Genomic DNA, 24703 nt, shown 5'->3' on the forward strand with positions numbered 1-24703 from the left:
TCAACTCCCCCGCCGCTCGAGGACCTCGGCGAGGCGAGGCGCCTCCCGGTCGCGCCGGGACACCGACGTCGCCGGCAGCGGCCAGGGGATGGCGAGCCCCGGGTCGTCGAAGGCGATCGCCACGTCCTCGGCCGGATCGTGCGGCCGGTCGATCCGGTACGAGGTGTCGGCGGTTCCGGTCAGCGCCTGGAAGCCGTGCGCGCATCCCGCCGGCACGTACAGCGTCGCCTGGGTCTCGCCGGACAGTTCCAGGAAGCTCCGGCCCAGGTAGGTCGGCGAGTCGGGCCGCAGGTCGACGACGACGTCGAAGATCCGCCCGTACGAGCAGCGCACCAGCTTGGCCTCGCCGGCGCCGGAGCGCAGGTGCAGGCCGCGCACCACGCCCCGGGCCGAGCGCGAGACGCTGTCCTGGACGAAGGCGGCCGCGTCGAGGCCGACCGAGCGGAGCACGCCGGCGTCGAAGGTGCGGCAGAAGAAGCCGCGTTCGTCGGTGTGGGGCGTCGGTTCGAAGAGGTACGCGCCCGCGATCGCCGGGACGTCCGTCGCTTTCATGAAGCCTCCCGCAGTGTGTGGTCGGCCGCCGGGAACAAGGCCGCGGTCAAGGCGGTGAACTGCTCGTCGAGGCGCCGGGCCGCGGCCGCGTTCCGCTCCGCGAGAACCCCCCGCAGCTGCGCCGACCGCCGTTCCAGCGCCCGGAACTGGGCGAGCAGCCTGTCGGCGTCGATCTCGCGCGCCGGGTGGCAGTACGCGCCGAGCCCCATCCGTTCCATGAGCGCGTCGTTCTTCGCCGCGTAGCTCAGGGCGAGGGCGGGGGTGCCGGCTTTCAGTGCGCAGACCAGGTTGTGGTACCTGGTCGCCACCACGGCGTCGGCGGCCGCCGCCTCCTTCATCAGGCCGGCGAGCGAGGCCGTTTCGGCGGCGGTGACCAGCGGGAGGCCGACCGCGTCGCGGATGGCGGCGGCCACCTTCGCGTCGCAGGCGTCGCCGGTGAGCAGGCGGACCGGCCTGCCCTCCTCGGCCAGGGTGCGGACGAACCGGGTCACGCCGTGGACGTAGCGCCGGTGGATCTCCGCGGCCCGGGCGCGGTCGTCGTTGCCGCCGTGGAAGTCCATCACGCCGACGCAGACCGTGCCCGAGGGCGGGCCTGCGGCTGGTGCCGGCAGGGCGAACGCGAGGTCCGGGTGGACCTCGTCGTCTGCGGTGTCCACGCCCATCGCCCGCAGGGCGTCGCGGGACAGGGCGTCCCGGTACGAGCGGTACGCGGCGAGCTTCGCCGACCAGCGCACCAGGGCCCGCGTCGCCCGGTCCCCGATCGGGGCGGCGCCGACGCCGACGAGCGCGACCGGGGTGCCGGTCAGCCGGCCGCTCGCGCAGAGCAGGAACAGCGAGTACGGGAAGCCCCACGGGCGCAGCGGAAGCGTGGCCTCCAGGACGCCCATGCCCGGCACGATCACCACGTCGTGGCGGCGCACCCAGGCGGCGGTGCGGACCGCGTCGACGAGCTTGCCGAGGGCCTTGCCCGCGACCGCGCCCGCGCCGGACGCGGTCCGGTACTCGCCGCGGTACCAGTGCAGGCGGCTCGCGGGGATCCCGTAGCGGGCCGTGACGGCCTCGGGGCCGCCGCACAGCGCGTCCACGACCGCCTCCGGGTGCTCTGCGCGGAGGTAGCGGAGCACGGCCTCCAGAGATCCGTCGTTGCCGGAGTTCCCGGAGCCGAGCAGGCCGAAGACCCCGACCCGTACCGCCGTCACCGCTGCCTCCCCTCCCGGCCGGCGACGAGGGCGTCGACGGAGACGGCGGACCGGCCCGGGTCGACGGGCGGGCGGTCCTCGACCCGCTCGCCGGCGCCGGGCCGGGCCCGGCTGGCCAGCCAGGCGGCCAGGTGGCGGAAGCACGCGCGCCGGTCGGCCGGGGACAGCGGTGCCCGCCGGACCGCCGCGGCGAAGCCCCAGACGTACTCGGCGAGCAGCCGGGGCGTCGGGTGCAGCGGGCCCGCGCGGCGCGGGTCCAGGTTGACGCACCGGGAGCGCTTGGACGGGTTCGCCCGCTCGGCGCGGCCGGGGTGGTCGCGGCGGAAGTACAGCAGCTCCGGCACCTGGTGGAAGGGCCCGTGCAGGCCGAGTTCGGCGACGAACGTGCGGTCCGCGTGGTGGTAGCTGTCGTGCGGCTTCACCCGGCGCAGCACGTCGGCACGCACCACCCCGTAGAAGTCGTCGCCGCCGGGCTCGAAGAGCATGCTGCGGAAGCGCTCCGGGGGGTGCGGCGAGGCGGTGGCGAGCGTGTACTCGTACGGGACCTTCACCCGGCCGGCGCCGTCCACGACGGCCTGGTCGGCGTGCGCGAGGATCACGTCCGGCCGTTCGTCCAGCGCCTCGACGCAGCGCCGCAGCAGGTCGCGGGCGTACAGGTCGTCGTGCGACGCCCACTTGAACAACTCGCCGCGGCACTCGGTGAAGACGTGGTTGTGGTTCGGCGCGGCGCCGATGTTCCGGGGCAGCCGGAGGTAGCGGATGCGCGAGTCCCGCGCCGCGTAGCGGCGGCAGATGTCCCGGGTGCCGTCGGTGGAGGCGTTGTCGGAGACGACCAGCTCGAAGTCCTCGTAGGTCTGGCCCAGCAGGGCGTCGAGCGCTTCGGCGAGGTACTCCTCGCCGTTGTGGACGGGCAGGCCGATGCTCAGCCGGGGTCGGGCGGTCATGGTGTCCTCACTTCGGGGATCGGGTCGCGCGGGCGGGCGCGCAGGGCGGAGCGGAGTTGTAGCCACCACACGGCCGAGCCGGCGGCGGTCGCGGCGGCGACGCCCCAGGCGGAGCCGACCGCGCCGGCTGCGGCCGCGCCGCCGAGCCCGCCGCCCGCGTAGCAGGCGGAGGCGAACATCTGGCAGCGCAGGCTGCGCCGGGCGGCGGCGAGCGCGCGCAGCCCGGCCGCCGCGCCGGCGCCGAGTCCCGCGCCCGCGACGCCGAGGGTGGCGGGGACGATCAGCTCCGAGGCCGGGTACCAGACGGTGCCGAGCACGTGCTCGCCGAGGTGGTCGGGCACCAGCAGCAGCGCCGCGCCCCAGAGCAGCGCGGCGGCGGCCTGCCCGGCGCCGAGCAGGAGGCAGAACCCGGCCAGCCGGTGCGGGACCTGCCGCAGCACCCGCGCCGCCTCCGCGACGGTGACGAGCGACAGGCCCATCAGCACCGCGAGGAACGGGCCGAGCAGGAGTTCGGCGCCCCGGACCACGCCCACCGCGCCGACCCCGACGATGGCGCCGAGCCCGTACGTCCGCAGTTGGGCCGCGCCGCTGACGCCGACGTTCTCGACGAGGTACCGGTAGCCCAGGTCGCGGTGCCCGCGCAGCCACGCGCGCGCCCGGGACGGCCGGGGCCGGATGCCGGACTGAAGGCAGCCGTATCCCGCGGCCACCGCGGCCGACCCGCCCCAGGCGAGCACGAAGCCGGCGACGCTGCCCGCGCGGGCCGCCAGCACCAGGGCCGGGATGCACACGACGCCCCAGACGACGTCGTTGGCGAACGCCTTGCGCCCGGTGCCGGCGGCGAAGAACGCGAACCGCCAGGCGTCCTGGAGCAGCAGCCCCGGCAGCACGGCGCCGAGGCAGAGGAAGGCGGTTCCCACGTCGCCGCCGGCGGCCAGCCCGCCCGCCGCGCACACCGCGCCGAGGGCGGCGCCGACACCGAGCGCGGTGCCCGACGACCGGGCCGTCGCCACCCGCCAGGAGGCGTCCGGCGCGCCGCTGAAGCGCACCACGAGCGGGTCGGTGGCCAGCCCGCGGGAGACGCCGAGCACCACGCCGTACGTCACCCAGGCCAGGCTGAACACGCCGAAGGAGGCCAGTCCGAGCGAGCGGGCCACGTACATCCCCACCAGGAAGTTGGACGCGCTGGAGGCCGCCTGGTCGGCCAGCCCCCAGGACAGCCGGCCGGCGATCGCCCGCCGGCCGTCCGGCCGGACGCGTCCGGCCCGCCCCGCCGTTGCCGGCGTCCGCCCCTCCCCCGCGGCCATCGCCGTCACGCCTTGATCAGCCCCGCGCCCTCCAGGGCGCGGGCCGCGGCGGCGACGGCGTCGAACGGCAGCCCCGACCGCTCGGCGACGTCGAGCAGGCTGTGCTCGCCGCCGGAGAGGCTGAGGACCCAGAGCATGGCCAGCTGCGCCTGCCGGGCGTCGCTGCGCCCGCCGAGCGAGTCGTACAGCCCGCGCCTGCCGAGCTGCGGTTCGCCGTACGGGCTGAGGTTGACGTAGCGCCGGTTGCGGTCCAGCACGGCGAACGCCTCGCGGCACACGGCGAGGGTGTCCGCCATCGCCTCGGGCGAGACGAAGTCCAGGTCGTCCGCGGAGGTGTGGTACTCGGGATAGCCGGCGTACGGGGTCCGGGTGAGCGAGCCCACGCCGAGGTCGAATCCCGGCGAGCAGTACTGCCGCTCGTCGTAGCCGTAGGGCGTGAACTCGGTGACGCGGTGCGGGCGTTCCGAGGCGGCCAGCACGTGGCGCAGCACCCGGTCGATCTCCGCGTCGCCGCGTCTGCTCTGCTTGTACGTCAGTTGTCCCCGGTCGCCGGCGCAGGCGAGCACGAGGCCGTGCTTGACGCGCTCCACCCGCTCCGCGTTGCGGGCCAGCCAGGTGATCGCCCCGATGGTGCCGGGCGCGAAGATGAACCGGTAGGTGTAGTACGGCTCCCCCTCCCCCAGCGCGCGGGCCAGGTGCACCGCCACGGCGATGCCGGCCAGGTTGTCGTTGGCCAGCGACGGGTGGCAGGTGTGGCAGGAGACGATCACCTCGTCGGCGGTCTGCCCGAGGACCACGTGCTCGGCGTAGGTGAGGTGGCCGTCGGCGAGCGTCGAGTCGATGCGTACCTCGTACTCGCCGTCCGGCAGCGCGTCCAGGGTGTCCTGGGCGAGGCAGAAGCCCCAGCGCGGCTCGTAGTAGCTGGTGCGGTAGGGCACCAGCGTCGGCTGGTCCGGCAGGGTGTGCAGGTGCCCGCGCAGCTCCGACAGCGGCAGGGTCGCCGACACCGGCACGCTGTAGCCGAGGACGTGCAGGCTGGAGGCGGCGAAGTCGACGACCCGCCGCCCGGCGGCGTCGGCGATCCAGGCGTCCCGGACGTTCCACTCCTGCGGCACCGTCCAGTCGAGCACCCGGGTGCCGGTCGGCACCTCGTGCACCCGGAGCGGGACGTACTCGCCGACGATCTCCAGGGTGGCGCGCACGCCGTCGCCCGTGATGCTCCGGCAGATCGGGTACAGCCGCTCCACCAGCGCGTGCATCTCCTCGCCCGCCGCGGTCACCGGCGCCGCCGCAGGGTGTCGTCCACGGCTCCCGCCTCGGACGCCGCGCGCAGCACGGCGAGCCGGGTGAAGCGCCGCTCGAAGTCCTGGCGGGTCAGCCCGTGTGCCCGGTAGGCGTCGGCGAGTTCGAGCGCGCCCTGCTTCACCGTCCACTCGCAGTCGAAGCCCGGCAGGGCGGTGCGGAAGCGGGAGAAGTCCACCCGGTACGAGCGCGGGTCGGCGCCCGTCTCGCCGGTGATGACCACCCGCGAGCCGGGGACCGCCGCGGCGACCTGCTCGGCGATCTCGGCGACGGTGACGTTGTTGGTCTCGCTGCCGATGTTGAACGCCCGGTCGTGTACGGCGTCCCGGGGTGCGGTCAGCGCGGCCGTGAAGGCCCGCGCGATGTCGGCGGCGTGCACCAGCGGGCGCCAGGGGGTCCCGTCGGAGAGCACCAGCACCTCGCCGGAGAGCAGCGCGTGGCCCACCAGGTTGTTCAGCACGATGTCGGCGCGCAGCCGGGGCGAGTAGCCGAAGGCGGTGGCGTTGCGCATGTACACCGGGCTGAAGTCGCCGTCGGCCAGCGCGTGCAGGTCGTCCTCCACCCGCACCTTGGACTCCGCGTACGGGGTCACGGGGCGCAGCGGCGCCTCCTCGGCGACGAGTTCGCCGCCGCCGGCGGCGCCGTAGACCGAGCAGGTCGAGGCGTACAGGAAGCGGCGCACTCCGGCGTCGCGGGCCAGCCGCGCGAGTCGTACGGACGCGTGGTGGTTGATGTCGTAGGTCAGTTGCGGCGCCAGGGATCCCAGCGGGTCGTTGGAGAGCGCGGCCAGGTGGACCACGGCGTCCACCCCGGCGACGTGCTCGGCCGTGACGTCGCGCAGGTCCACCTGCCGGCCCGGCGGGTCCGCGGGCGGCGGGCCCAGCACGCAGTCGGCGAACAGCCCGGCGTCGAGGCCGGCGACCTCGTGCCCGGCGGCGCGGAGCAGCGGGGCCATGACGGTCCCCAGGTATCCCTGATGCCCGGTCAGCAGTACGCGCACGGTTCAACCCCCCAGGTTGAGAGTGAGTTTGGTGACGGCGAACGCCTCGGCGTAGTGCGCGTGGCACTCGATGCCGCGGATCCGGGCAAGGCCGAGGAAGGCCTCCCGGTCGTACCAGGGCCGGTGCCGCTGCGAGGGGTAGTGCCGCTGCAGCAGCCGCACCTTGCTTTCGGCGGTCTCCGGCGACAGCGGCTGGTACGCGACCGGGCGGCCGAGGTCGCCGTCCCACTTGACGATCTCGTAGCCGAGCACGAGGTGGTCGCGGAACGCGGTGGTGACCAGCTTCGCCAGGCCGCGGTGGTCCTGGTGCGCGTCGTCGGTACGCGGCGCGAGAACCACCTCCGGCTCGGTCCGCCCGCGCAGTTCCTCGACCGCGGCCTTGGCCTCCGCCCAGGACGCGGGCACCCGCCCGTCCGGCAGCTTGAGCACGGCCGCCCGCAGGTCGGCGCCCGGGCAGAAGGCGGCGAGCGCGCCCAGTTCCTCCTGCTCCCGCTCGCCGCCACCGCCGGTGAGCACGAGGGCGTCGACACGGACGCCCGGCCGCGCGCGGCACATCGTCAGCAGGGTGCCGCCGGCGCCGATGGCGATGTCGTCGCAGTGCGCGCCCACGGCGACGATCCGGTCCGGGGGCCCGGCCCCGAGCCGGATCACGCGGTCCCCGCCCCGGCGCCGACGCCGGCGCCCTTGCCGGCGTCTTTTCCGGCGCCTTCGCCGACCGGGTCCGCCGGGTCCGTGCCGCCGCGTTCCCACACCGCCCACGAGCGGTCGCCGCGGGCGTAGGCGGCGTCGAGCGCCGCCCGCTCCTTCACGGTGTCGGTCGGCTTCCAGAAGCCGCGGTGCCGGTACGCCACCAGCCGGCCGCGCTTGGCCAGCCGGGCGCAGCCGTCCGCGACCAGGTCCCCGTTCTCCGGGATGTGGTCGAAGACCTCCTGGCGGAGCACGAAGTAGCCGCCGTTCTCCCACAGCGGCAGTTCGCTCACCGCGGTGATGCCGCCCACCAGGCCGTCCTCGCCCAGGTCCACGCAGTGGAAGGAGGACTGGGGCGGCACCACCAGCATCGACGCGCCGGCGTCGCGCCGGGCGAACCTGTCGATCATCTCCGGCAGCGGGGCGTCGGTGAGCACGTCGGCGTAGTTGGCGAGGAACATCTCGTCGCCGTCCAGGTGGTGGCGCACCCGGCGCAGCCGCTCGCCGATGGGCGACTCGATGCCGGTCTGGGCGAACGTGATGGTCCAGGAGGCGATGTCGGTGGACAGCAGCTCCGTCCGCCCGCCCCGCAGCACGAAGTCGTTGGACGTCGTCTCCTCGTAGTGGAGGAAGAAGTCCTTGATGTGGTGCGCCCCGTAGCCGAGGCACAGGATGAACTCGGTGTGCCCGTAGTGCGCGTAGTAGCGCATGACGTGCCAGATCAGCGGGCGGGGACCGACCATCGCCATCGGCTTGGGCATGTCGTCGGCGGCGCCGCTGCGCATGCGCAGCCCGTAGCCGCCGCAGAACAGTACGACCTTCATGGCTTGACCTCGACAACACTCAGTTCCGGGATGGGGAAGACGAGCCGGCCGCCCCAGGCGTGCACGAAGGACAGCTGCTCCACCAGTTCGGCGCGCAGGTTCCACGGGAGGACGAGCACGTAGTCGGGCCGGTCGGCGCCGATCCGCTCGGGCGGCAGGACGGGGATGCGGGTGCCCGGGGTGAACCTGCCGTGCTTGTAGGGGTTGCGGTCGACCGTGTACGGGAGCAGGTCGGGCCGGATGCCGCAGTGGTTGAGCAGCGTGTTGCCCTTGCCCGGGGCGCCGTAGCCGACCACCGTCTCGCCCCGCTCCGCCGCGTCGATGAGGAACCGCAGCAGGTCCCGGCGCACCTTGGCCACGCGGGCGGAGAAGTCGGCGTACCCGGACAGCTCCTGCAGCCCGGCGGCCTTCTCCCGGGCCAGTACGTCGGCCACCCGGCGGGTCGGCTCGCCTGCCGCCTCGGCGGGGCGGGCCCACAGCCGCAGGGAGCCGCCGTGGGTGGGCAGCAACTCGACGTCCACGAGGGCGAGTCCGCCGCTGGCCAGCGCCCGGATCGCGGAGGCGACCGTGTAGTACTGGAAGTGCTCGTGGTAGATCGTGTCGTACTGGTTCTGCTCGATGAGGGTCAGCAGGTGCTGCACCTCGATGGTGACCCAGCCGTCGTCGGCGACCAGGGCGCGCAGCCCGCGGGTGAACCCGGTGACGTCGGGGATGTGCGCGTACACGTTGTTGGCCGCGACCAGGTCCGCGGGGCCGTGCTCGGCGCGGACGGCGGCGCCCGTGGCGGGGTCGAGGAACGCCGTGAGCGTGGGCACGCCGGCGTCCCGCGCCGCGGCGCCGACGTTCACGGACGGCTCGATCCCCAGGCAGCGGATGCCGCGGTCCACCACGTGCTTGAGCAGGTACCCGTCGTTGCTGGCGACCTCGACCACGAAGGTGCCCCCGTCCCCGGAGGCCAGGCCCAGCCGCCGTACGGCATCGGCGACGAACGTGCGCGCGTGCTCCACCCAGGAGGTCGAGTACGACGAGAAGTACGCGTACTCCCCGAACGTCTCCTCCGGCGTGATCAGCGGCGGAATCTGCGCCAGCCAGCAGTCGGTGCAGACCCGCAGGTGCAGCGGGTACGCCGGTTCCGGCCGGTCGAGTCGGTCCGCGGCGAGGAAGCTCTCGCACGGCGGCGTCGCCCCGAGGTCGACGACGCTCTCCATCGCTTCCGAGCCGCAGAGTCGGCATCGTGTCATCTGCTGTCCCCATCCCCCCTGAACGGGCGGGTGTCCCCGCCCTGAGTCGGTGCTGACCGGCCCGCGATCGCGGTGCCGTACTCCTCCACCAGCCGCTTCAGCCCGACGGCCGGGCTGAAGCCCCGCTCGTAGCGGCGCCGGGCCGCGCGGCCCATCTCCCGGCCGCGGGCCGGGTCCGCGGTGATCCGGCGCAGGCACGACGCGAGCGAGGCGGGGTCGCCCGGCCGGTGCAGCAGGCCGGTCACCCCGTCCTCGACGAGTTCGACGAAGGCGGCGTGCCCGGCGGCGACGGCCGGCACCCCCGCCGCCATCGCCTCCACGACCACCAGGCCGAAGGTCTCCAGGGCCAGGGAGGGCGCCACCACGGCGACCGACCGCGCGACGGCCTGCCGGCACTCCTCGGCGTCGTACAGGCCGGCGAACCGCACGTCGTCCCGGCCCGCCGCCCAGGCGGCCACCTCGCCCTGGAGCGGGCCCGCGCCGGCGAGCACGAGCGGCACGCCCACACCGCCGCCGGCCGCGATCTCGTCCCAGGCGGCCATGAGCAGCCGTACGCCCTTGGCCTCGGCGAGGCGGCCGAGGAAGAGCAACTGCTCGCCCCCGGCCGCCCGGCAGGCGCCCGGGTCGGGCACGAAGTTGTGCTTCACCGCGAGCCGTTCGCGGGGCATGCCGGAGCGCACCAGGACGTCGCGCTGTGCCGCGGAGATGCACAGGAACCGCGCCACGCCGGACCACCAGCGGCGCCGGTTGACCGCCAGGCTGACCGCGAGCGGCACGGTGGCCAGCCGGGAGTCGCGGTAGCAGCCGTGCCGGACGGCGGGAAGCGGCGCGGATCCGACGCACTCGGTGCACTGCCGGCCGTCGCGGCGCAGCGTGCCGGGCGGGCAGATCTGCGTGTAGTTGTGCAGTGTGGCGACGGCGGGCACGCCGGCGTCGGCGCAGGCGGCCAGCACGGCGGGCGACAGCAGGGGGAAGACGTTGTGGACGTGCACCACGTCCGGCCGCTCGGTACGCAGCCGGGCGGCCAGCTCCGCGCGGACCGCCGGGTTCCACGGCACCAGCAGCGGCACCGCGGCCTTGCCCAGCAGGGACCGCGCGGCGATGTCGTCGCTGCGCCGTTCGAACACCTCGACCCGGTGCCCGGCCGCGCGCAGCAGCCCGACCTCCTGGTCGACCACTCTGTTCTCGCCGCTCGGCTGTGCCGACACGTAGCGGTTGTGCACCACGAAGACGTGCATGTCAGGTCATCTCCCCTCCCTGGCCCAGCGCGGGACGCGTCGTCGGGAGGCCGCGGGCGCCGCGGCCGGGGCGGCCGGGCCGGCCCGGGCGGGTGCGGCCAGCAGCGAGGCGGCCACGGCCAGATGCAGCAGGTACGGCGAGGCGTCGCCGAGCCCGGCCTCGGTGTACGACGAGATCGCGCAGTAGGCGATCAGGAAGATCGCGCAGGCCCGCGGCACCGACGGCGGCCGCAGCAGCGCGACGCCGCCCAGCACGGCGACGAGCGCCGCCACGATCGCGGCGCCGGTCAGGCCCTGTTCGTGGTAGACGGCGAGCCAGCTGTTGTCGATGGGCAGCCCGTCGTACGACTTGTCCCCCAGCCCCGTGCCGAACAGCCGCTCCGAGGTGGTCCGGGGCGCCGCCAGCAGGGCGTCCCAGACCTTGGCCCGGCCGGTGAGGCTGGAGAAGTTCTCCCGGCTCTGGCCGCGCAGGAACCACGCCTGCACCATCGGGGCGAACCAGACGGCGGCCACCGCGGCGCACAGCACCGTCCAGGCGAAGAACCGGCGGGCGGGGGCGCTGGTCAGGACGAGCGAGCAGATCGCCAGCGCCAGCCCGGCGAGCAGGCCGACCGTCGCCGTCCGGGTGTGGGTGAGCGCGAGCAGGACGAGGGCGGGCACGATGACCGCGGCCGCGCTCGCGCCGGTGGTGTGGCGGCCCAGCAGGAGCAGCACGGTGAGGCCGGTGATCACCGCGGCGTACTGGCCGATCTGCGGCGGCGTGAGCGGCCACAGCGCGCCGACCAGCCGCCCGCCGTAGAGGTCGGGCATGGCCGTCCCCGGCGAGACGGCCAGCCCGGCGGCGACCGATCCGAGCACCGCGTAGTACATCCGGATGTGGCTCCTGACGAACCCGAGGCCGCCGTCCCACCAGCGGGTCAGCAGCCACAGCGTGCCGACGAAGAGCGCCAGCCGGGTGCAGCGGAACAGCGCCCCGAAACCGGCGTCGAGGCCCACGCTGGAGATCACGCTCGGCACCAGCAGCAGGGTGAGCAGGAGTACGAAGGCGCTGGGCCGGATGCGCAGCCGGGGGTTGACCGCCAGCGCCAGCGCGAACGCGGCGGCCAGCGCGCCCATGGTGACCGTCTGGATGAGGGAGCGGGGCAGCACGACGATGGTCTCCGCCCCGGCGGAGCCGAGGGTGTTGAGGCCCAGCAGCCCCCAGACGATCCCCACGGTCCTCGGAGTGCCGGCGCGGCGCGGTGCGGCGGCGGGCGGCGCGCCCGTCGCGTCCGGCCCGCCGTGCGCCGTGTCCCCGCCCACGTCAGCCACCGGCCCGCGGGGCGAAGGTGCTGCCTTCGTCCTGGGCGTAGGGGATGCTCTGCCACTGGGTGACGTCGAGCGTCCTGCTCTGGTCCCGGGCCACGAAGGTCCACGGCCCGCGGTAGGTGTTGTGGTGCCAGCGGTTGCCCTGCTCGGCGGTGATCGCCTCGGCCACCCGCTCGCCCTTGTACGGCGACCAGTCCGGGTACGTGCCGTAGTTGGCCAGGACGCCCATGCGCCCGCACGCCGCGGTGCACATGACGACGGACGTGTCCAGTTCGAAGCGGTTGTCGTGGATGTCCACGCGCTGGGTCTTCCACCGGCAGTCGTCGTAGAGCGGTGCGGTGGCGATCGCCGGCCGTTCGCAGCGGCCGGTGTCCGGCACCAGCAGCGTGCACTCGCCGGTCGAGGTGTTGGCCGGGCTGTTGCAGAACCGGTCGGCGTTCTCCCACAGGGTGATCCCGGACCAGTTGTCCTCCAGCACGTTCCGGTAGATCTCGATCTTGTCGGTACGGGCCGGGATCCGCGGTTCGCCGCCGGACTCGGACACGTAGACCGTCGCGTACGGGAAGTCGTCGCCGCGGTCGGCGGACGCGCGGCCCTCGACCCAGTTGTTCCGCCGGATCGTGTTGTCGCGGATGACGGCGTTGTAGCTGGTCTCGTACATCAGCGCGGCACCGTCGTTGGCTTCGAGGACGTTGTCCTCGATGCGGAAGTCGTTGTTGTTGTTGTCCGCCCACAGCCCGGCTCCGCGGTTGTCGTGCACCCAGTTGCCGCGTATGTCGGCGCCGTCGACGGCCCAGAACTTGACGCCTCCGGTGCAGCCGCAGCCGGGCCTGCGCCGCTCCCAGTCGCCGGTGTTGTTGCCCGTGATCTCGTTGCCCTCGACCACCAGGTCGCGGATGCCGTCGCCGGCCTGGTAGGCGTTCATGCCGTACTGGCCGTTGCCGCGCAGGCAGCTGGCACGGACCTGCTGGCCGGCCCCGGCCATCAGCCCGGCGCCCGAGTTGTGCTGGATCCGTGCGTGCTCGATCACCCACCCGTCGGCCGAGTCGTGGTTGACCACGCCCTCGTCGTGCGGCGCGACGAAACGCTGCACGGTCAGGTGGCGGACGGCGACGCCGGGGGCCGTGCCGCCGAACGCGTACTGGTTGGTCCGCCAGCCGTCGAGCACCGCGCCGGGCGCGCCGAGGTAGCTGTTCCCCTCCTTGGGGACGACCTGGGCGTAGCGGTCCGGCTCCAGCAGGTGCTTGCCGGGCCGCAGCCAGAACGTGGTGTCCGGCGGGCTGCTCCTGGTCTTCGCCGCCAGGTCGCCGACCACGGCGGGGTCGACCGTCACCGCGCCCGCCGGCGCCTTCGCCGGCCCGGACGCGGGCCGGTCGCACACCCGGGCCACCGGCGGCGCGGGCGGCGCGGCGTCCGGCTCCTGCCGGGCGTCCGTCCCGTCCTCGCAGCCGGTCGCCGCCAGCGCCAGCGCCAGCAGCGCCGCCGCCCACGTCCCCCGTCGCCGCTTGATCACCACGCTTCCTCCCTAGCCGCGGAATCCGAGTACGGTGGTGAACTCCCCCGCCACCGCACCGCCGCAGGTGCCGGAGCCGATCAGCGTGGTGGCGGGTTCCTTGCGCCCGAATCCGGCGGAGTACCAGCCCAGCGGCGGGTCGCTCTCGCCGCGGTGCGCACGCCAGCGCAGCCGCCCGGGCAGGTCGAGCACCGCGGAGCGGTCCTCGCCGTCCGCGGTCCAGGTGAGCACCGCCCGGTCCCCCGCCAGGTCCGCGGCGATCGCCGGGCCGAGGTGGAACGCCAGCTGCACGTCCCGGCGCGGCCCGCGCACCTCGTCGACCACCCGCAACTCCCGGCCGGCGGCGGTCAGCTCGACCCGGCGGCGGTGCACGGACCGCCGGTAGCCGTCGTGCTCGGCGCACCAGCGGGCCGCGTCCGCGCGGGAGGTGTCCGCGGCCAGCACGCGGCTGCGGGCGTGCCGGGTCCACAGGAACGGCCCGCCGGAGACGGACTGGTCGGCGCCGTCCAGCCGCAGGGTGTTGTGGGCCAGGGTGGACCGGAAGTACTGCCGCCACTCGGGCTGCCCGTGGTAGCAGAACGTCCCCGGGTCGGCGAGCACGTCGACCCCGTCGTGCCGGACCTCCAAGGACAGCGCGTCCGCGTGGGCGTGCGCCGCGATGGACAGGAACCCGTGCGGGCCGCCGTCGCAGCGGCACCAGATCCCGCCGGGCCCGCGCAGGATGGTGAGCCCGGCGTCGGCGAAGTGGTCCGGGCGGCTCGCCGGGCGGGCCGGGGCAGGACCGGCCTCCTTCGTCGCGTACGGGCGGACGAGCGCGGCCAGCAGCGGGGTGCGGACGTCGGCCGCGGGCACCGCCGGCCACCAGGCGAGCCGGCCGAACAGGGCGTCGCCGGTGGCCAGCAGGGACGCCCAGCGGTCGGTCCCCGCCCCGTCGACGACGAGCCCGTGCCCGTCGTCGGCGTCCCCCTGGCGGGGCGGCCGCAGCCGGCCGTCCACGACGGCCGCGAGCGCGTCGGTCATGCGCAGCAGCACCAGCCGTATCGATGCGGGCACGGGTACGCCCGCGGCATCCGCCTCGGCCACCGCGGCCAGGCCGAGTTCCAGCACCAGCCCGTGGTATTCGGTGGCCAGCTCGCGGTTGAGGCCGGAGTCGAAGGTGTTGGCGCGCAGGTGTCGCGCCAGCGACGCGAGCGCGCCGGTCCGCCAGCGCGCGGAGTCGGGGAACCAGCCGAACGCGCAGGCCGCGGCGAACTGCCCGGCGGCCTCGGCGATGACGTGGTTGTTCGCCGAGGACCCCCGGCTGGGGAAGGCGGCCAGCCAGCGCTGGTGGTACCAGATCTGGCGCCGCGCCACCGGGTCGTCCTCGAACAGCCCTGCCGCGCCCGGCCAGCCGTCGAGCAGGCGGCGCGTCCACACCCAGGACAGCAGCCGGATGCCCAGCTCGATGCCGCTGGTCCAGTGCACGCCGCGCAGCGGCGGGTTGGCCGCCCACCACGACCGCAGATGGGCGGCCACCCGCACCGCGTACCGGTCGTCGCCGGTGACCGCGTACGCGGCGGCGAGCACCGTCAGGTACTGGTGCCGGGACAGCTCCCAGAGCTGCTTGACGTCCCCGACCGCGTCCTCGTCGCGGTACGGCACGTCGAAGGCGTGGCCCGGGGCGGCCCTGCGCCCGGTCCTCGGGTCGTACGACCAGTCCGGCTCGGCGAGGTCGTCGCGGGCCACCCCGAAGTACCCGCCGTGCCCGTCCATCAGCCGGTCCGCCTCCGCGACGAGGCGTTTCGCGGCGTCCGGCGGCACGGCGGCGATCGCCCCTCCGGGCAGTACGGCCGTGAACCGGGCGCCGGTCACGCTCGGGCAGTCCGGCAGCGCGGACCGCCATCGCCGTCTGCGGACTCCGTCGACCGCCCGGCTGCCGACTTCCCGCGGCCCCATCCGGGACAGCCGGCGCAGGTACCAGCCCGCGCTCATGGTCATCGCGCCCCCGCCAGGGACACGGCCGCGCCGGCGGCCAGGGCGGTCCGCACCGCGAGGGTGGCCGCCGTGGTGGCGACGAGCGACTGGAGCGGTACGGGCATCGGGCCACCGGTCCGTACGGCCGTGAGGAACGCCTCCAGTTCGGCGCGCTGGCCCTTGTCGCGGGTCCTGGGCAGCCGCGAGCCGACCCACCGCCTGCGGCGGCCCTCGTACACGGCGGCGCGGACGAAGTCGTCGAGCCGCAGCACCTTGCCGTCGGCGACCAGGTCCAGCGTCTCCTTGGGGAAGCCGGGCGGTCCCGTGGTGACGTAGTCGATGCCGGCGGTGGAGTCGTCCGGGTACCGCAGCAGGACCCGGAGGTGTTCGCCGCCGGGCGGGCCGGCCGCGTGCACCGAGACGGGGTCGGCGGCGAGCAGCCAGCTCGCCGTGTCGACGAAGTGCCCGCCCTCGCCGGCGAACCGCGTGCCCTCGGTGTCCTGCCGGAGGTACCAGCTGCCGTTCTCCAGGCGGCCGGCGTTGACCAGGTAGCGGAGGCTCGCCGGGCCCTTCCGGGCCCCGAACTGCTCTCTGGCCTCCCGCAGCAGGGGCGCGAACCGGCGGTTGAAGCCCACCTGGAGCCGGTCGTTGCCGGACTCCTCCACCGCCGCGAGCACCCCGGCCAGCTCGTCCCCGGTGAGGGCCAGGGGCTTCTCCACGAACACGGCCTTGCCGGCCAGCAGCGCCCTGCGGGTCAGTTCCGCGTGCGAGCTGTGCCGGGTGACCACGAACACCGCGTCCACGGACGGGTCGCCGAGCACGGCGTCGAGATCCGTGGTGGCCTCGGCGAAGCCGAACTTGCGCCGGGCGTTGGCGGCGGACAGCGCCGTGGTGGTGACGACCGTGCCCAGCTCGACCCCGTCGAGCGGGGAGAGGTGCGGCAGGAGCATCGACGTCGCGTAGTTGCCGGCGCCGACGAACGCCAGCCGCACGGGCGCAGCCGCGGGCCGGACGGGGGTGCGCGCCGCCCCGTTGCGGGCCGGAGCCGCCGCGGGCACGGCCACGGCCGGCGGCTCCGCTCCCCCGGTGTGCCCGGGATAGCGGAACAGGACGGCCACGGCCTTCAGGTCGCCGCCCTCCAGCCGCCGGTACGTCTCGACGGCGTCGGCGAAGTCGGCGATGTGGGAGGCCAGGGGCTCCACGTCGACGCGGCCGCGGGCGAGGAGGTCGAGGAAGCAGGCCAGGTTGCGGCGCTCGGTCCAGCGCACGTAGCCGATCGGGTAGTCCCGCCCCTCCAGCTCGTACGCCGGGTCGTAGCGTCCGGGCCCGTACGAGCGGGAGAAGCGGACGTCCAGCTCCTTCTCGTAGAACGCGTTCCACGGCAGGTCCAGGCGGCACTTGCCGATGTCGACGACCCGGCCGCGGTCCCGGCTCAGCCGGGCGGCCAGCTCCACGGGCTCGTTGCTGCCGCCGCCGGCGGCCAGGTACACCTGGTCCGCGCCGTGGCCGCCGGTCAGCCCGGCGACGGCGGCTTCCAGGGCCGCCGAGGCGGGGTCGGCGCAGTCGGCGGCGCCCAGGCGCACGGCGAGTTCGCAGCGCTCCGGATCGGGGTCGGCCCCGACGACGCGGACGCCGGCGGCGGCCAGGAGCTGCACCACCAACTGCCCGATCAGGCCGAGCCCGACGACCAGCGCCACGTCGCCGAGCTGCGGCTCACCGCGGCGGACGCCGTGCAGCGCGATCGCTCCGACCGTGCCGAACGCGGCACGCCGCGGCGGGAGTCCGTCCGGCACCGGGGCGTAGAGGTGCTTCGGCACCCAGTTCAGCTCGGCGTGCAGCGCGTGCTCATTGCCGGCGCAGGCCACGACGTCGCCGGCCTTCACGTCGTCGATCCCGGCGCCGACCTGCTCGACCACCCCGCACAGCGAATAGCCCAGCGGCGTGTAGGAGTCCAGCTTGCCCATCACCTTGCGGTACGTGGCGGGCACCCCGTTGGCGGCCACGCTCTGCACCACCTTGGCGACCTGGTCCGGCCGGGAGCGGGCCTTCCCGAGCATCGACATCCCGGCCTCGGAGACCTTCATCAGCTCGGTCCCGGTGGAGATCAGCGAGTACGCGCTGCGCACCAGCACGCCGCCCGGCCGGCACCCCGGCACCGGCACGTCGAGCAGGGCCAGCTCGCCGCTCCTGTAGTTCTGCACTACCTGTTTCACCCGGACTCCTTGGAGGTCGCGCCGCGATACCAGTACTCGAGGGTCAGTACGTGCCACAGATGCTTGGAGTAGTCCCGCCGGCCGGCGGCGTCCTCGGCGACGAGCCGCTGCAGGGCCTCCCGGCGCAGGAACCCGTTCTCGACCAGCACGCCGTCGTGCACCACCTCGCGCACCAGCGGTGCCAGGTCCCGGCTCATCCAGGCCCGCAGCGGCGCGCTGAACAGGCCCTTGGGCCGGTAGACGATCTCCCGGGGCAGGACGGACGCGGCCGCCTCCTTCAGGACGGCCTTGCCCTGCCGGCCGACGATCTTGCGGTCGCCGGGCACGGTGAACGCCGCCCTGACCACGTCCACGTCCACGTACGGCACCCGCACCTCGGTCGACGCGGCCATGCTGGCGCGGTCCGTGTACGCGAGGTTCAGGCCCGGCAGGAACATCCGGGCGTCGCCCAGGCACATCCGGTTGACGAAGTCGTCGAGGTCGTTGTCCCGGTAGACGTCCGCGTGCTCGGTGAGCACGTCGTCGACGGTCCCGGCCAGGTCCGGGTCGACCAGGGCGAGCAGTTCGTCCCGGTCGTACATGGTGTAGCTGCGCCGGAACGCGGTCTCCTCGGGCAGTTCGGCGAAGGACAGGAACCGCTTCGCGAACCGCACGGAGCGGTACCCCCTGCGGGCCGTGGCGACGGGCAGCCGGCCGACGGCCGCGGCCGCCCCGCGCCGCAGCGGGCGCGGGACGCGCTGGTAGCGCAGCGCGATGAGGTTGGCGAGGTGCTTGCGGTAGCCGGCGAACAACTCGTCGGCGCCCATCCCCGAGAGCATCACCTTGACCCCGGCGTCCCTCGCGGCCGAGCAGATCAGGAAGGTGTTGATCGCGGCGGGATCGCCGATCGGCTCGTCCAGGTGGTACGTCATCCGCGGCAGCAGGTCGCGCACCTGCGGGGCGATCTCGATCTCGTGCAGCTCGACGCCGAAGTCCCCGGCCACCCGCCGGGCGTGGCGCAGGTCGTCCGGCATCGCCTCGAACCTGGCGTCCTCGGGGCGGAACCCGATCGTGTACGCGGAGATCCCGGGCCGGTGCCGGGCCGCCAGCGCGGTCAGGTAGCTGGAGTCGAGGCCCCCGGAGAGGAAGGTCGCCACGGGCACGTCGGAGAGCAGGTGCTGCCGGGTCGACTCCTCGACGACGGCGGCCAGGTCGGGCCGCTCGCCGGCGCGGGCCCGCTCCCGCCCCTCGGCGGCGACGTCCTTCAGCTGCCAGAAACGGCCGCGCTCCACCCGGCCGTCGGGCCGGCAGCGCAGCCAGCTTCCCGGCGGCAGCTTCTCCGCCTCGCGGAAGGCGCAGCGCGAGTCCGGCACCCAGTAGTACAGCAGCGAGGCCACCAGGGCGGCATGGTCGACCTGGAGCGGGCCGCCGGCCACGGCCGCGAGTGCCTTCAGCTCGGAGGCGAACACCAGGCCCGTGCCCCGGCGGAGCAGGAACAGCGGCTTGATGCCCAGGTGGTCGCGGGCGAGCACGAGGTCGCCGGTGCGCTCGTCGAAGATCCCGAACGCGAACATGCCGCGCAGCCGGGGCAGGCAGTCCGTGCCCCAGCGCCGCCAGGCTTCGAGGAGTACCTCGGTGTCGGAGGTGCCGCGGAAGCGCACGCCGGCGGCGACCAGTTCGCGCCGCAGTGCGGGCGCGTTGTACAACTCGCCGTTGTAGGTGAGGGCGAGGCCGTCCGCGACCATCGGCTGGGCGCCGGTCCCGGTCAGGTCGACGACGGCCAGCCGGCGGTGCCCGAGGTGGACGTCGCCGTCGCCGGCGGCGTGGCCGTAGCGGCCGGATCCGTCGGGGCCGCGGTGGGCGAGGGTGTCGGTGAGGCGGCGGGTCACGGCTTCCCCGTCCGGCCACCGGTACGCGCCTGCGATGCCGCACATGTCCTACCGCACCTCCTGGTCGCCGTCGGAAACCCGCGCCGCCGGCAGCGGCCGCCGCCTGCCCGCCCCGTTCTGCGGGGCTTCGGGCGCGTAAGCGCCGCGCAGCGCGGTGTACGGGCCGTCCCACAGCGTGCCGTCGGTCCTGTCCCGCGGATCGGGGTCGATCAGCACCACGCCGATCACGGGAACGTGCAGGTCGGCGAGTTGCCGCGCGACGGTGTGCAGCCAGGCCGCGCTGCTGTGCCCGGCCCGTACGACGAGCACGCTGCGGCCGCCGAGGTACCGCAGATCGGTCCACGCGGTGCCGGGCGCGACCGAGCCGACGCCGAGCCTGCGCTCCGGGTGCGACTCGGCGGCGGGATGCTCGCCGCCGACGACCGGCGGGTCCCCGGGCCGCCGGCGGACCCTGGCGAGCTGCCCGCCGGGCAGGCCGTCGACGAGCACCACCGGTCCCTCGTCCGCCAGCGCCCTGGCGACGTCCAGGGCGATCACGCCCGTACCGCGTGCACAGCCGAGTTCCAGCAGCGACACGGGTTCCGGGGAGCCGCGCACGGTACGCGCCAGCGTCGCGGTGAGCCGTGTCCGCGCCGCCCGGGCCCGCCTGCCCTGCCACCGGCGGGGCGTGCGGCGCAGCTCCGCGACGACCGAGGCGCCCAGGTTCGCCGCGATCTCCCGGCGCAGCACGGGGCGGTCCGCGACCACCGTGCCGACCGCGGCCGCGGCGAGCCCGAGCACCAGCCCGAGGACCAGCCCGATCCCGCCGTCGGTGGCGGCGGCCCGGGGCAGGGACTGCCGCACGGCGCGCGGCGCGTCCACGACCTGCGTACCGGCGATGAGCTGCGGCGTACCGGTGCCCGCCTCCGCGGCCCGCTGCTCGAAGTCGGCGATCCGCGAGGTGAGTTCGGCCCGCCGGGTGAAGAGCGACTCCAGGTCCGCGGACGCCGTCGGGCCGCTGTCCGGCGGCCCCTGGTCGATCGCCTCGTTGACCTCGGCGAGTTCGTCCCGGATCCGGTCGCGCTGGTCCAGGAGGGTCTCGGACTCGGCTTCCGCGACCTCCCGGATGCGCCGTACGTGGTCCGCGACGAACGCGTCGGCCAGCGCCCGCGCCCGGGCCTTCGCCTCGGCCTCGTCGCTGCCCGTCACCTTGATCTGCAGCAGGTTGTTGGTCAGGCCGACGCCCTGGTAGTCGTCCGTGAAGTCCTCGGGGCGCTGCGGGGAGTCGAGTGCCTCAAGCGCCTTGCCGGCGATGCGCGTGGTCTCCAGCAGCGCGACGTCGGTGCGGATGAGCGTGCCCGGGTCGTTCGGCTGGTCCGCCTGGTGCGCCACCAGCACGGTGGTCACCGCCGTCGGCGGCGTGGGCAGCAGGACGGCCACGGCGATGCCGGCGAGCAGGCCCACGAGCGCCGCGGCCCCCCAGAGCCGCCGGCGCCTGCGTACCGCCACCACCAGCGACTGCAGGTCCAGCAGCGGTGTGGCGGACGAGGGCTCCGCGGCCGTGCCCGCCGTCACCCGGCACCTCCCGCCGCGTCGGCGCCGACCGCGACCGCCGGCGGCGCGGCGCCGTCCGGGGACCCGCCGGCGCGGCGCGGCGGACGGCTCCGGACCGTACCGGCGACGACGAGGCCGGCGACGTCGTGCCCGGCGTCCGCGCACGCGCCGCCGATGCCGGCGATCTCCCCCGCGGTCCACCGGCCCGCGCTGAGCACGACCAGCGCGCCGGACTCGGCGCCGGCGTCGGGCACCAGCGGGTGGGACACCGCCACGGCCACCACCCGCAGCTCCGGGTGTCCCCCGCCGGAGGAGTCCGCGGAGGGCCCGCTGCCGGCCTCGGCGGCGAGGCGTGCCGCGGCCCGGCGGGCGGTCTCGTCGCCGTCCGGGACGACGACGAGCAGCCGGCGGGCCGCGGGCAGCCGGTCCCGGAGGCGCGCGTACACCCGCCGGTAGCGGATCGTCCTGCTGTCCTCGCCGCCGGACTCCTGGAGCACCGGCAGGTCCCACCGGGTGTCGATGCCCAGCAGCCGGCGGAGCCGGGCCGGCCGGCCGCCGTCCCGCGGCCGTTGCGCGGCGTGTCCGCCGGGTACGTCCACGGTGCCCAGCAGCGCCGTGCCCAGCGCCGCGGCGATCTCCGCTCCGGTACGCGGCCGGCGGCTCACCCGCGCGGCGGCGAGATGCCCGACGACCGTGAGCAGGAAGGACAGCAGCGCCCCGGCGAGGACCAGTTGCCACCTGGTCGGCGGTGCCTCGCCGGCCGGGCGGGCGGCGGGGCCCATGACGACCATGTCGGCCCTGCTGGTCTCGGGGTCCGTCCGGTCCAGCTTCTCCATGGCCTCTTCCATCGAGGTGCGGAGCTTCTCCAGCTCCGTGCGGGCCTGCACGCTCTCCACGGTCCGCCCGGGATCGGCCGCGTCCGCCAGTTCGGTGATGCGGCGGCCGGTCTGCTCCACCAGGTCCCGCAGGGCCTCGGTCTGCGCCGCCGCCTCGGGGTCGGTGCTGCCGCCGACGACCCGCGAGGCGAACGCGATGTACTGCTCGGCCATCTGGTCGGCGAGCCGCTGCGCGCGCTCCGGGGTCTCGGCCGTACCGGAGATCCTGATGATGCTGCCGTCCGCGGTCCCGGCGCTCACCCGGTCCCGCAGCCCGGCGCCGCCGGCCCCGGTCCAGCCGAGCGCCTCGGCCGCGCGGTCGACCACCACGGAACTGGTCGCGATCTCCGCCTGCGTCAGCAGTTCCCGCTCCTCCCACGACCCGGGCAGCAGGACGGACGCCGAGGTGGTGTAGCGCGGCGGGAAGAGCACGGAGGCGCCGTAGCCGGCGAGCGCGCCCGCCACCACGACGACCGCGAGCAGTCGCCAGCGGCGGCGGACGATCCGTCCGACCGTGGACAGGCGGATGGTGTCGTCGCTCAACGGCGTCCCCTCCTCCGCCCCCGCACGCGGCCGCCCGCGGGTGCCGCAGGGCGGTCGCGGCAGGCGGCTTCGTAGGCGGCGAGGAGCGACTGCTGGGAGTTGCGCCAGGACAGCCGCCCGCCGATCCGCTCCTGGCCGGCCTTGCCCATACGGGCCCGTCTGTCCGGGTCGTCCAGCAGCAGCGCGATGAGCGCGGCGAACTCGTCCTCGTCGTTGGCGGGTGCGTAGACGGCGGCGTCGCCGGCGGAGACGCGCGCCTCCTTGAGGTCGAACGAGACGATCGGCCGGCCCATCACCATGTACTCCAGGACCTTGTTCATGGTCGACACGTCGTTGAGCGGGTTGTGCGGATCGGGGGACAGGCACACGTCGGCGGTGGACAGGTAGCGCACCAGGTCGGCATCGGGGATGCGCCCGGTGAACTGCACCTGCTCCGCCAGCCCGAGCGCCCGGGACAGCTCCAGCATCGCGTCGAAGCTGTCGCCGGCGCCGACGAACACCGCGTGCCAGTCGCTCCGTCCGAGCCGGTCGCGCAGCTTCGCCAGGGAGCGCAGGGCGTAGTCGACGCCGTCCTGCGGGCCCATCACCCCGAGATAGCACAGCAGATGGGGCTTGCCGCGCTTCAGCGCCGGCTCGGGCGGTACGGGGTGGAACCGGTGGACGTCGGGGGCGCTGCGCACCACGAAGACGTCCTCCGGCCGCCGGCCGCCGCGGCGCAGTGCGACGTCGCGGTAGCTCTCGTTCGTGGCGAGCACCACGTCCGCGGCGCGGTAGGTGCGCCGCTCGAGCGCGCGCACGGCGCGGTAGAGCAGGTCCTCGCCGCGGCCGAACCGGGAGAGGTACAGCTCGGGTACGAGGTCGTGCTGGTCGAAGACGAACCGCGCGCCGCGCCGCTTCAGCCACAGCGCGGGCAGGAACAGCAGGTCGGGCGGGTTGCAGGCGTGCACCACGTCGACCGGGCCGACCTTGCGGGCCAGCCGGACCGTGTGCCACAGCGCCGATCCGTACTCCCGCAGGTAGCCGGCCGGGCCGCCTGTGGCCGGGCGCAGCGGGTAACGGTGGATCCGTATCCCGTCGATCTCGGTCTCCGGCTCCCTGTCCCGCTTCTCCCCGCGGGGGCAGACGACGTCCACCGTCCAGCCCGCCTCGGCGAGCGTCCTGCACTCCTGCCACACCCGCCGGTCGAACGGCACCGACAGGTTCTCCACCAGGATCAGCGCGCGCCGGGCAGGCCCGCCGCCGCTGGTCGCGTCACCAGGCAAGGCCCACATACTCCGGTTCGGCCCGGCGCTCGTCGGCGTCGGGCAGGCGGACGAGGTCGATGAGCACCGGCCCGGCGCCGCGGGGCAGCGCCGAGAGCACGGCCGGGTCCCGGGTGCCGACCAGGCACACCTCGGCGTGGTCCAGCACCTCGTCGACGGAGTCGGCGAGGAGTTGCGCGAGGTGCGGCAGCCGGGTCTCGATGTACTCGCGGTTGGCGCCGAGCAGCCGGGAGAGGTTCACGTTGGCGTCGTAGATCCGCAGGTCGTAGCCCTTGCCGAAGAGTCTTTCCGCCAGTTCGACGAGCGGGCTCTCGCGGAGGTCGTCGGTGCCGGGTTTGAAGGACAGCCCGAAGAGGCCGGCCCGGCGTTTGCCGGTGCGCTCGACCAGTTCCACCGCGCGCTGCAGATGGTCGGCGTTGGACGGCAGCACATGGGCGAGGATGGGCACCGAGACGTCGGCCCGCCGCGCCGCGTGGACGAGGCTGCGCAGGTCCTTGGGCAGGCAGGAGCCGCCGAAGGCGAAGCCGGGCCGCAGGTAGGCGGGGCTGATGTTCAGCTTGCGGTCGGCGAGGAACACGTCCATCACCTGGTGCGAGTTCACCCCGAGCGCCTGGCACACCGCGCCCAGCTCGTTCGCGAAGCCGATCTTCAGGCCGTGGAAGGCGTTGTCCGCGTACTTGACCGCCTCGGCCGTGGGGATCTGCACCCGGAACACCTCGCCGGGCAGCCCGTCGTACAGCGCCGCGACGGTGTCGCCGCTCTCCGGGTCGAGTTCGCCGATGACGGTCTTGGGCGGGTCGTAGAAGTCCCGCACGCTCGAACCCTCGCGCAGGAACTCCGGGTTGACGGCGACCCCGAAGTCCACCCCGGCGGTGCCGCCGACGTACTTCTCCAGGATCGGCACCAGCAGGTTCAGGCAGGTGCCCGGGAGCATGGTGCTGCGGAAGACGACGGTGTGCCGCCGCCGCCCGCCCCGCTCCGCGAGCGCGGCGCCGATCTGCTCGGTGACCCGCTCCAGATAGCCGGTGCACAGGCTGCCGTTGGGCTCCGACGGCGTGCCCACGCAGACCAGCGACACGTCGCTCTCCATGACGGCCTCGCGTACGTCGCCGGTGGCGCGCAGCGCTCCGCTCCGTACGGCGTCGGCGGTGAGTTCGCCGATCCGCTCCTCGACCACCGGGGCCCTGCCGGCGTTGACCAGGTCGACCTTCGCCTGGTTGACGTCCACCCCGACGACCTGGTGGCCCCGGCCGGCCAGGCACGCGGCCGACACGCAGCCCACGTAGCCGAGCCCCAAGACGCTGAGTCTCATGACCCGTTCCCCTCCCCGGGCAGGCCGTG

Annotated in this window: 19 protein-coding genes; all 19 read right to left on the minus strand. The window is 74.8% G+C overall.

The features are described 5' to 3' along the window. Genes LG396_RS18750 through LG396_RS18840 form a run of 19 tightly spaced genes read right to left on the minus strand, consistent with a single transcriptional unit; the run spans position 1 to position 24674 of the window. A complete protein-coding gene (locus LG396_RS18750) occupies positions 1–552 on the minus strand; it encodes a dTDP-4-dehydrorhamnose 3,5-epimerase family protein (protein WP_225795618.1) in 552 nt (183 codons plus the stop codon). Beyond that, positions 549–1751 (minus strand): polysaccharide pyruvyl transferase family protein, encoded by a 1203-nt coding sequence (locus LG396_RS18755; protein ID WP_225795619.1) that lies wholly within the window; start codon positions 1749–1751, stop codon positions 549–551. The genes LG396_RS18750 and LG396_RS18755 overlap by 4 nt, the downstream gene beginning before the upstream one ends. Beyond that, positions 1748–2695 (minus strand): glycosyltransferase family 2 protein, encoded by a 948-nt coding sequence (locus LG396_RS18760; protein WP_018842491.1) that lies wholly within the window; start codon positions 2693–2695, stop codon positions 1748–1750. Before LG396_RS18760 ends, LG396_RS18755 begins: the two co-directional genes overlap by 4 nt. Beyond that, positions 2692–4002 (minus strand): MATE family efflux transporter, encoded by a 1311-nt coding sequence (locus tag LG396_RS18765; RefSeq protein ID WP_225795620.1) that lies wholly within the window; start codon positions 4000–4002, stop codon positions 2692–2694. Before LG396_RS18765 ends, LG396_RS18760 begins: the two co-directional genes overlap by 4 nt. A 5-nt stretch (positions 4003–4007) precedes the next feature. Further along, the gene (locus LG396_RS18770; protein WP_225795715.1) at positions 4008–5261 is read right to left on the minus strand and encodes a DUF4910 domain-containing protein; all 1254 of its coding nucleotides are present in this window, start codon (positions 5259–5261) and stop codon (positions 4008–4010) included. Positions 5262–5278: 17 nt separating this feature from the next. Further along, the gene (locus LG396_RS18775) at positions 5279–6304 is read right to left on the minus strand and encodes an NAD-dependent epimerase/dehydratase family protein (protein WP_037744392.1); all 1026 of its coding nucleotides are present in this window, start codon (positions 6302–6304) and stop codon (positions 5279–5281) included. A gap of 3 nt (positions 6305–6307) precedes the next feature. After that, positions 6308–6955 carry a PIG-L deacetylase family protein gene (locus LG396_RS18780; RefSeq protein ID WP_225795621.1) on the minus strand — a complete coding sequence of 216 codons (648 nt, stop codon included), beginning with the start codon at positions 6953–6955 and terminating at the stop codon, positions 6308–6310. Further along, complete coding sequence (locus LG396_RS18785) at positions 6952–7815, minus strand: glycosyltransferase family protein (protein ID WP_037744385.1); 864 nt, start codon at positions 7813–7815, stop codon at positions 6952–6954. Before LG396_RS18785 ends, LG396_RS18780 begins: the two co-directional genes overlap by 4 nt. Further along, positions 7812–9056 (minus strand): class I SAM-dependent methyltransferase, encoded by a 1245-nt coding sequence (locus LG396_RS18790; RefSeq protein ID WP_225795622.1) that lies wholly within the window; start codon positions 9054–9056, stop codon positions 7812–7814. Before LG396_RS18790 ends, LG396_RS18785 begins: the two co-directional genes overlap by 4 nt. Beyond that, on the minus strand, positions 9053–10294 hold the full coding sequence (locus tag LG396_RS18795; RefSeq protein WP_225795623.1) for a glycosyltransferase: 1242 nt from the start codon (positions 10292–10294) through the stop codon (positions 9053–9055). Before LG396_RS18795 ends, LG396_RS18790 begins: the two co-directional genes overlap by 4 nt. Before the next feature lie 6 nt (positions 10295–10300). Next, positions 10301–11605, minus strand: coding sequence for an O-antigen ligase family protein (locus LG396_RS18800; protein ID WP_225795624.1), 1305 nt, complete (start codon positions 11603–11605; stop codon positions 10301–10303). After that, positions 11598–13115 carry a right-handed parallel beta-helix repeat-containing protein gene (locus tag LG396_RS18805; protein ID WP_225795625.1) on the minus strand — a complete coding sequence of 506 codons (1518 nt, stop codon included), beginning with the start codon at positions 13113–13115 and terminating at the stop codon, positions 11598–11600. The genes LG396_RS18800 and LG396_RS18805 overlap by 8 nt, the downstream gene beginning before the upstream one ends. Before the next feature lie 12 nt (positions 13116–13127). Then, positions 13128–15092 (minus strand): heparinase II/III family protein, encoded by a 1965-nt coding sequence (locus tag LG396_RS18810; protein WP_225795626.1) that lies wholly within the window; start codon positions 15090–15092, stop codon positions 13128–13130. After that, positions 15089–17281, minus strand: a complete 2193-nt coding sequence (locus tag LG396_RS18815) for a bi-domain-containing oxidoreductase (RefSeq protein WP_225795627.1) — start codon at positions 17279–17281, stop codon at positions 15089–15091. Before LG396_RS18815 ends, LG396_RS18810 begins: the two co-directional genes overlap by 4 nt. After that, complete coding sequence (asnB, locus tag LG396_RS18820) at positions 17278–19194, minus strand: asparagine synthase (glutamine-hydrolyzing) (RefSeq protein WP_225795628.1); 1917 nt, start codon at positions 19192–19194, stop codon at positions 17278–17280. The genes LG396_RS18815 and asnB overlap by 4 nt, the downstream gene beginning before the upstream one ends. Positions 19195–19197: 3 nt before the next feature. Continuing rightward, complete coding sequence (locus tag LG396_RS18825; protein WP_225795629.1) at positions 19198–20703, minus strand: Wzz/FepE/Etk N-terminal domain-containing protein; 1506 nt, start codon at positions 20701–20703, stop codon at positions 19198–19200. Continuing rightward, complete coding sequence (locus LG396_RS18830) at positions 20700–22100, minus strand: Wzz/FepE/Etk N-terminal domain-containing protein (protein ID WP_225795630.1); 1401 nt, start codon at positions 22098–22100, stop codon at positions 20700–20702. Before LG396_RS18830 ends, LG396_RS18825 begins: the two co-directional genes overlap by 4 nt. Further along, positions 22097–23371 carry a glycosyltransferase family 4 protein gene (locus tag LG396_RS18835; RefSeq protein ID WP_225795631.1) on the minus strand — a complete coding sequence of 425 codons (1275 nt, stop codon included), beginning with the start codon at positions 23369–23371 and terminating at the stop codon, positions 22097–22099. The genes LG396_RS18830 and LG396_RS18835 overlap by 4 nt, the downstream gene beginning before the upstream one ends. Then, positions 23352–24674, minus strand: coding sequence for a nucleotide sugar dehydrogenase (locus tag LG396_RS18840; protein WP_225795632.1), 1323 nt, complete (start codon positions 24672–24674; stop codon positions 23352–23354). Before LG396_RS18840 ends, LG396_RS18835 begins: the two co-directional genes overlap by 20 nt. Positions 24675–24703: the final 29 nt, after the last annotated feature.

This window comes from Streptomyces aculeolatus (assembly GCF_020400605.1).
In the GTDB taxonomy this organism is placed as follows: domain Bacteria; phylum Actinomycetota; class Actinomycetes; order Streptomycetales; family Streptomycetaceae; genus Streptomyces; species Streptomyces aculeolatus.

What these genes read in the sequence shown, in the direction of transcription:
- LG396_RS18750 (WP_225795618.1), bottom strand. Translation starts at nt 552, where the DNA reads ATGAAAGCGACGGACGTCCCGGCGATCGCGGGCGCGTACCTCTTCGAA.
- LG396_RS18760 (WP_018842491.1), bottom strand. Translation starts at nt 2,695, where the DNA reads ATGACCGCCCGACCCCGGCTGAGCATCGGCCTGCCCGTCCACAACGGC.
- LG396_RS18765 (WP_225795620.1), bottom strand. Translation starts at nt 4,002, where the DNA reads ATGGCCGCGGGGGAGGGGCGGACGCCGGCAACGGCGGGGCGGGCCGGA.
- LG396_RS18770 (WP_225795715.1), bottom strand. Translation starts at nt 5,261, where the DNA reads ATGCACGCGCTGGTGGAGCGGCTGTACCCGATCTGCCGGAGCATCACG.
- LG396_RS18785 (WP_037744385.1), bottom strand. Translation starts at nt 7,815, where the DNA reads ATGAAGGTCGTACTGTTCTGCGGCGGCTACGGGCTGCGCATGCGCAGC.
- LG396_RS18790 (WP_225795622.1), bottom strand. Translation starts at nt 9,056, where the DNA reads ATGACACGATGCCGACTCTGCGGCTCGGAAGCGATGGAGAGCGTCGTC.
- LG396_RS18795 (WP_225795623.1), bottom strand. Translation starts at nt 10,294, where the DNA reads ATGCACGTCTTCGTGGTGCACAACCGCTACGTGTCGGCACAGCCGAGC.
- LG396_RS18810 (WP_225795626.1), bottom strand. Translation starts at nt 15,092, where the DNA reads ATGACCATGAGCGCGGGCTGGTACCTGCGCCGGCTGTCCCGGATGGGG.
- asnB (WP_225795628.1), bottom strand. Translation starts at nt 19,194, where the DNA reads ATGTGCGGCATCGCAGGCGCGTACCGGTGGCCGGACGGGGAAGCCGTG.
- LG396_RS18835 (WP_225795631.1), bottom strand. Translation starts at nt 23,371, where the DNA reads ATGTGGGCCTTGCCTGGTGACGCGACCAGCGGCGGCGGGCCTGCCCGG.
- LG396_RS18840 (WP_225795632.1), bottom strand. Translation starts at nt 24,674, where the DNA reads ATGAGACTCAGCGTCTTGGGGCTCGGCTACGTGGGCTGCGTGTCGGCC.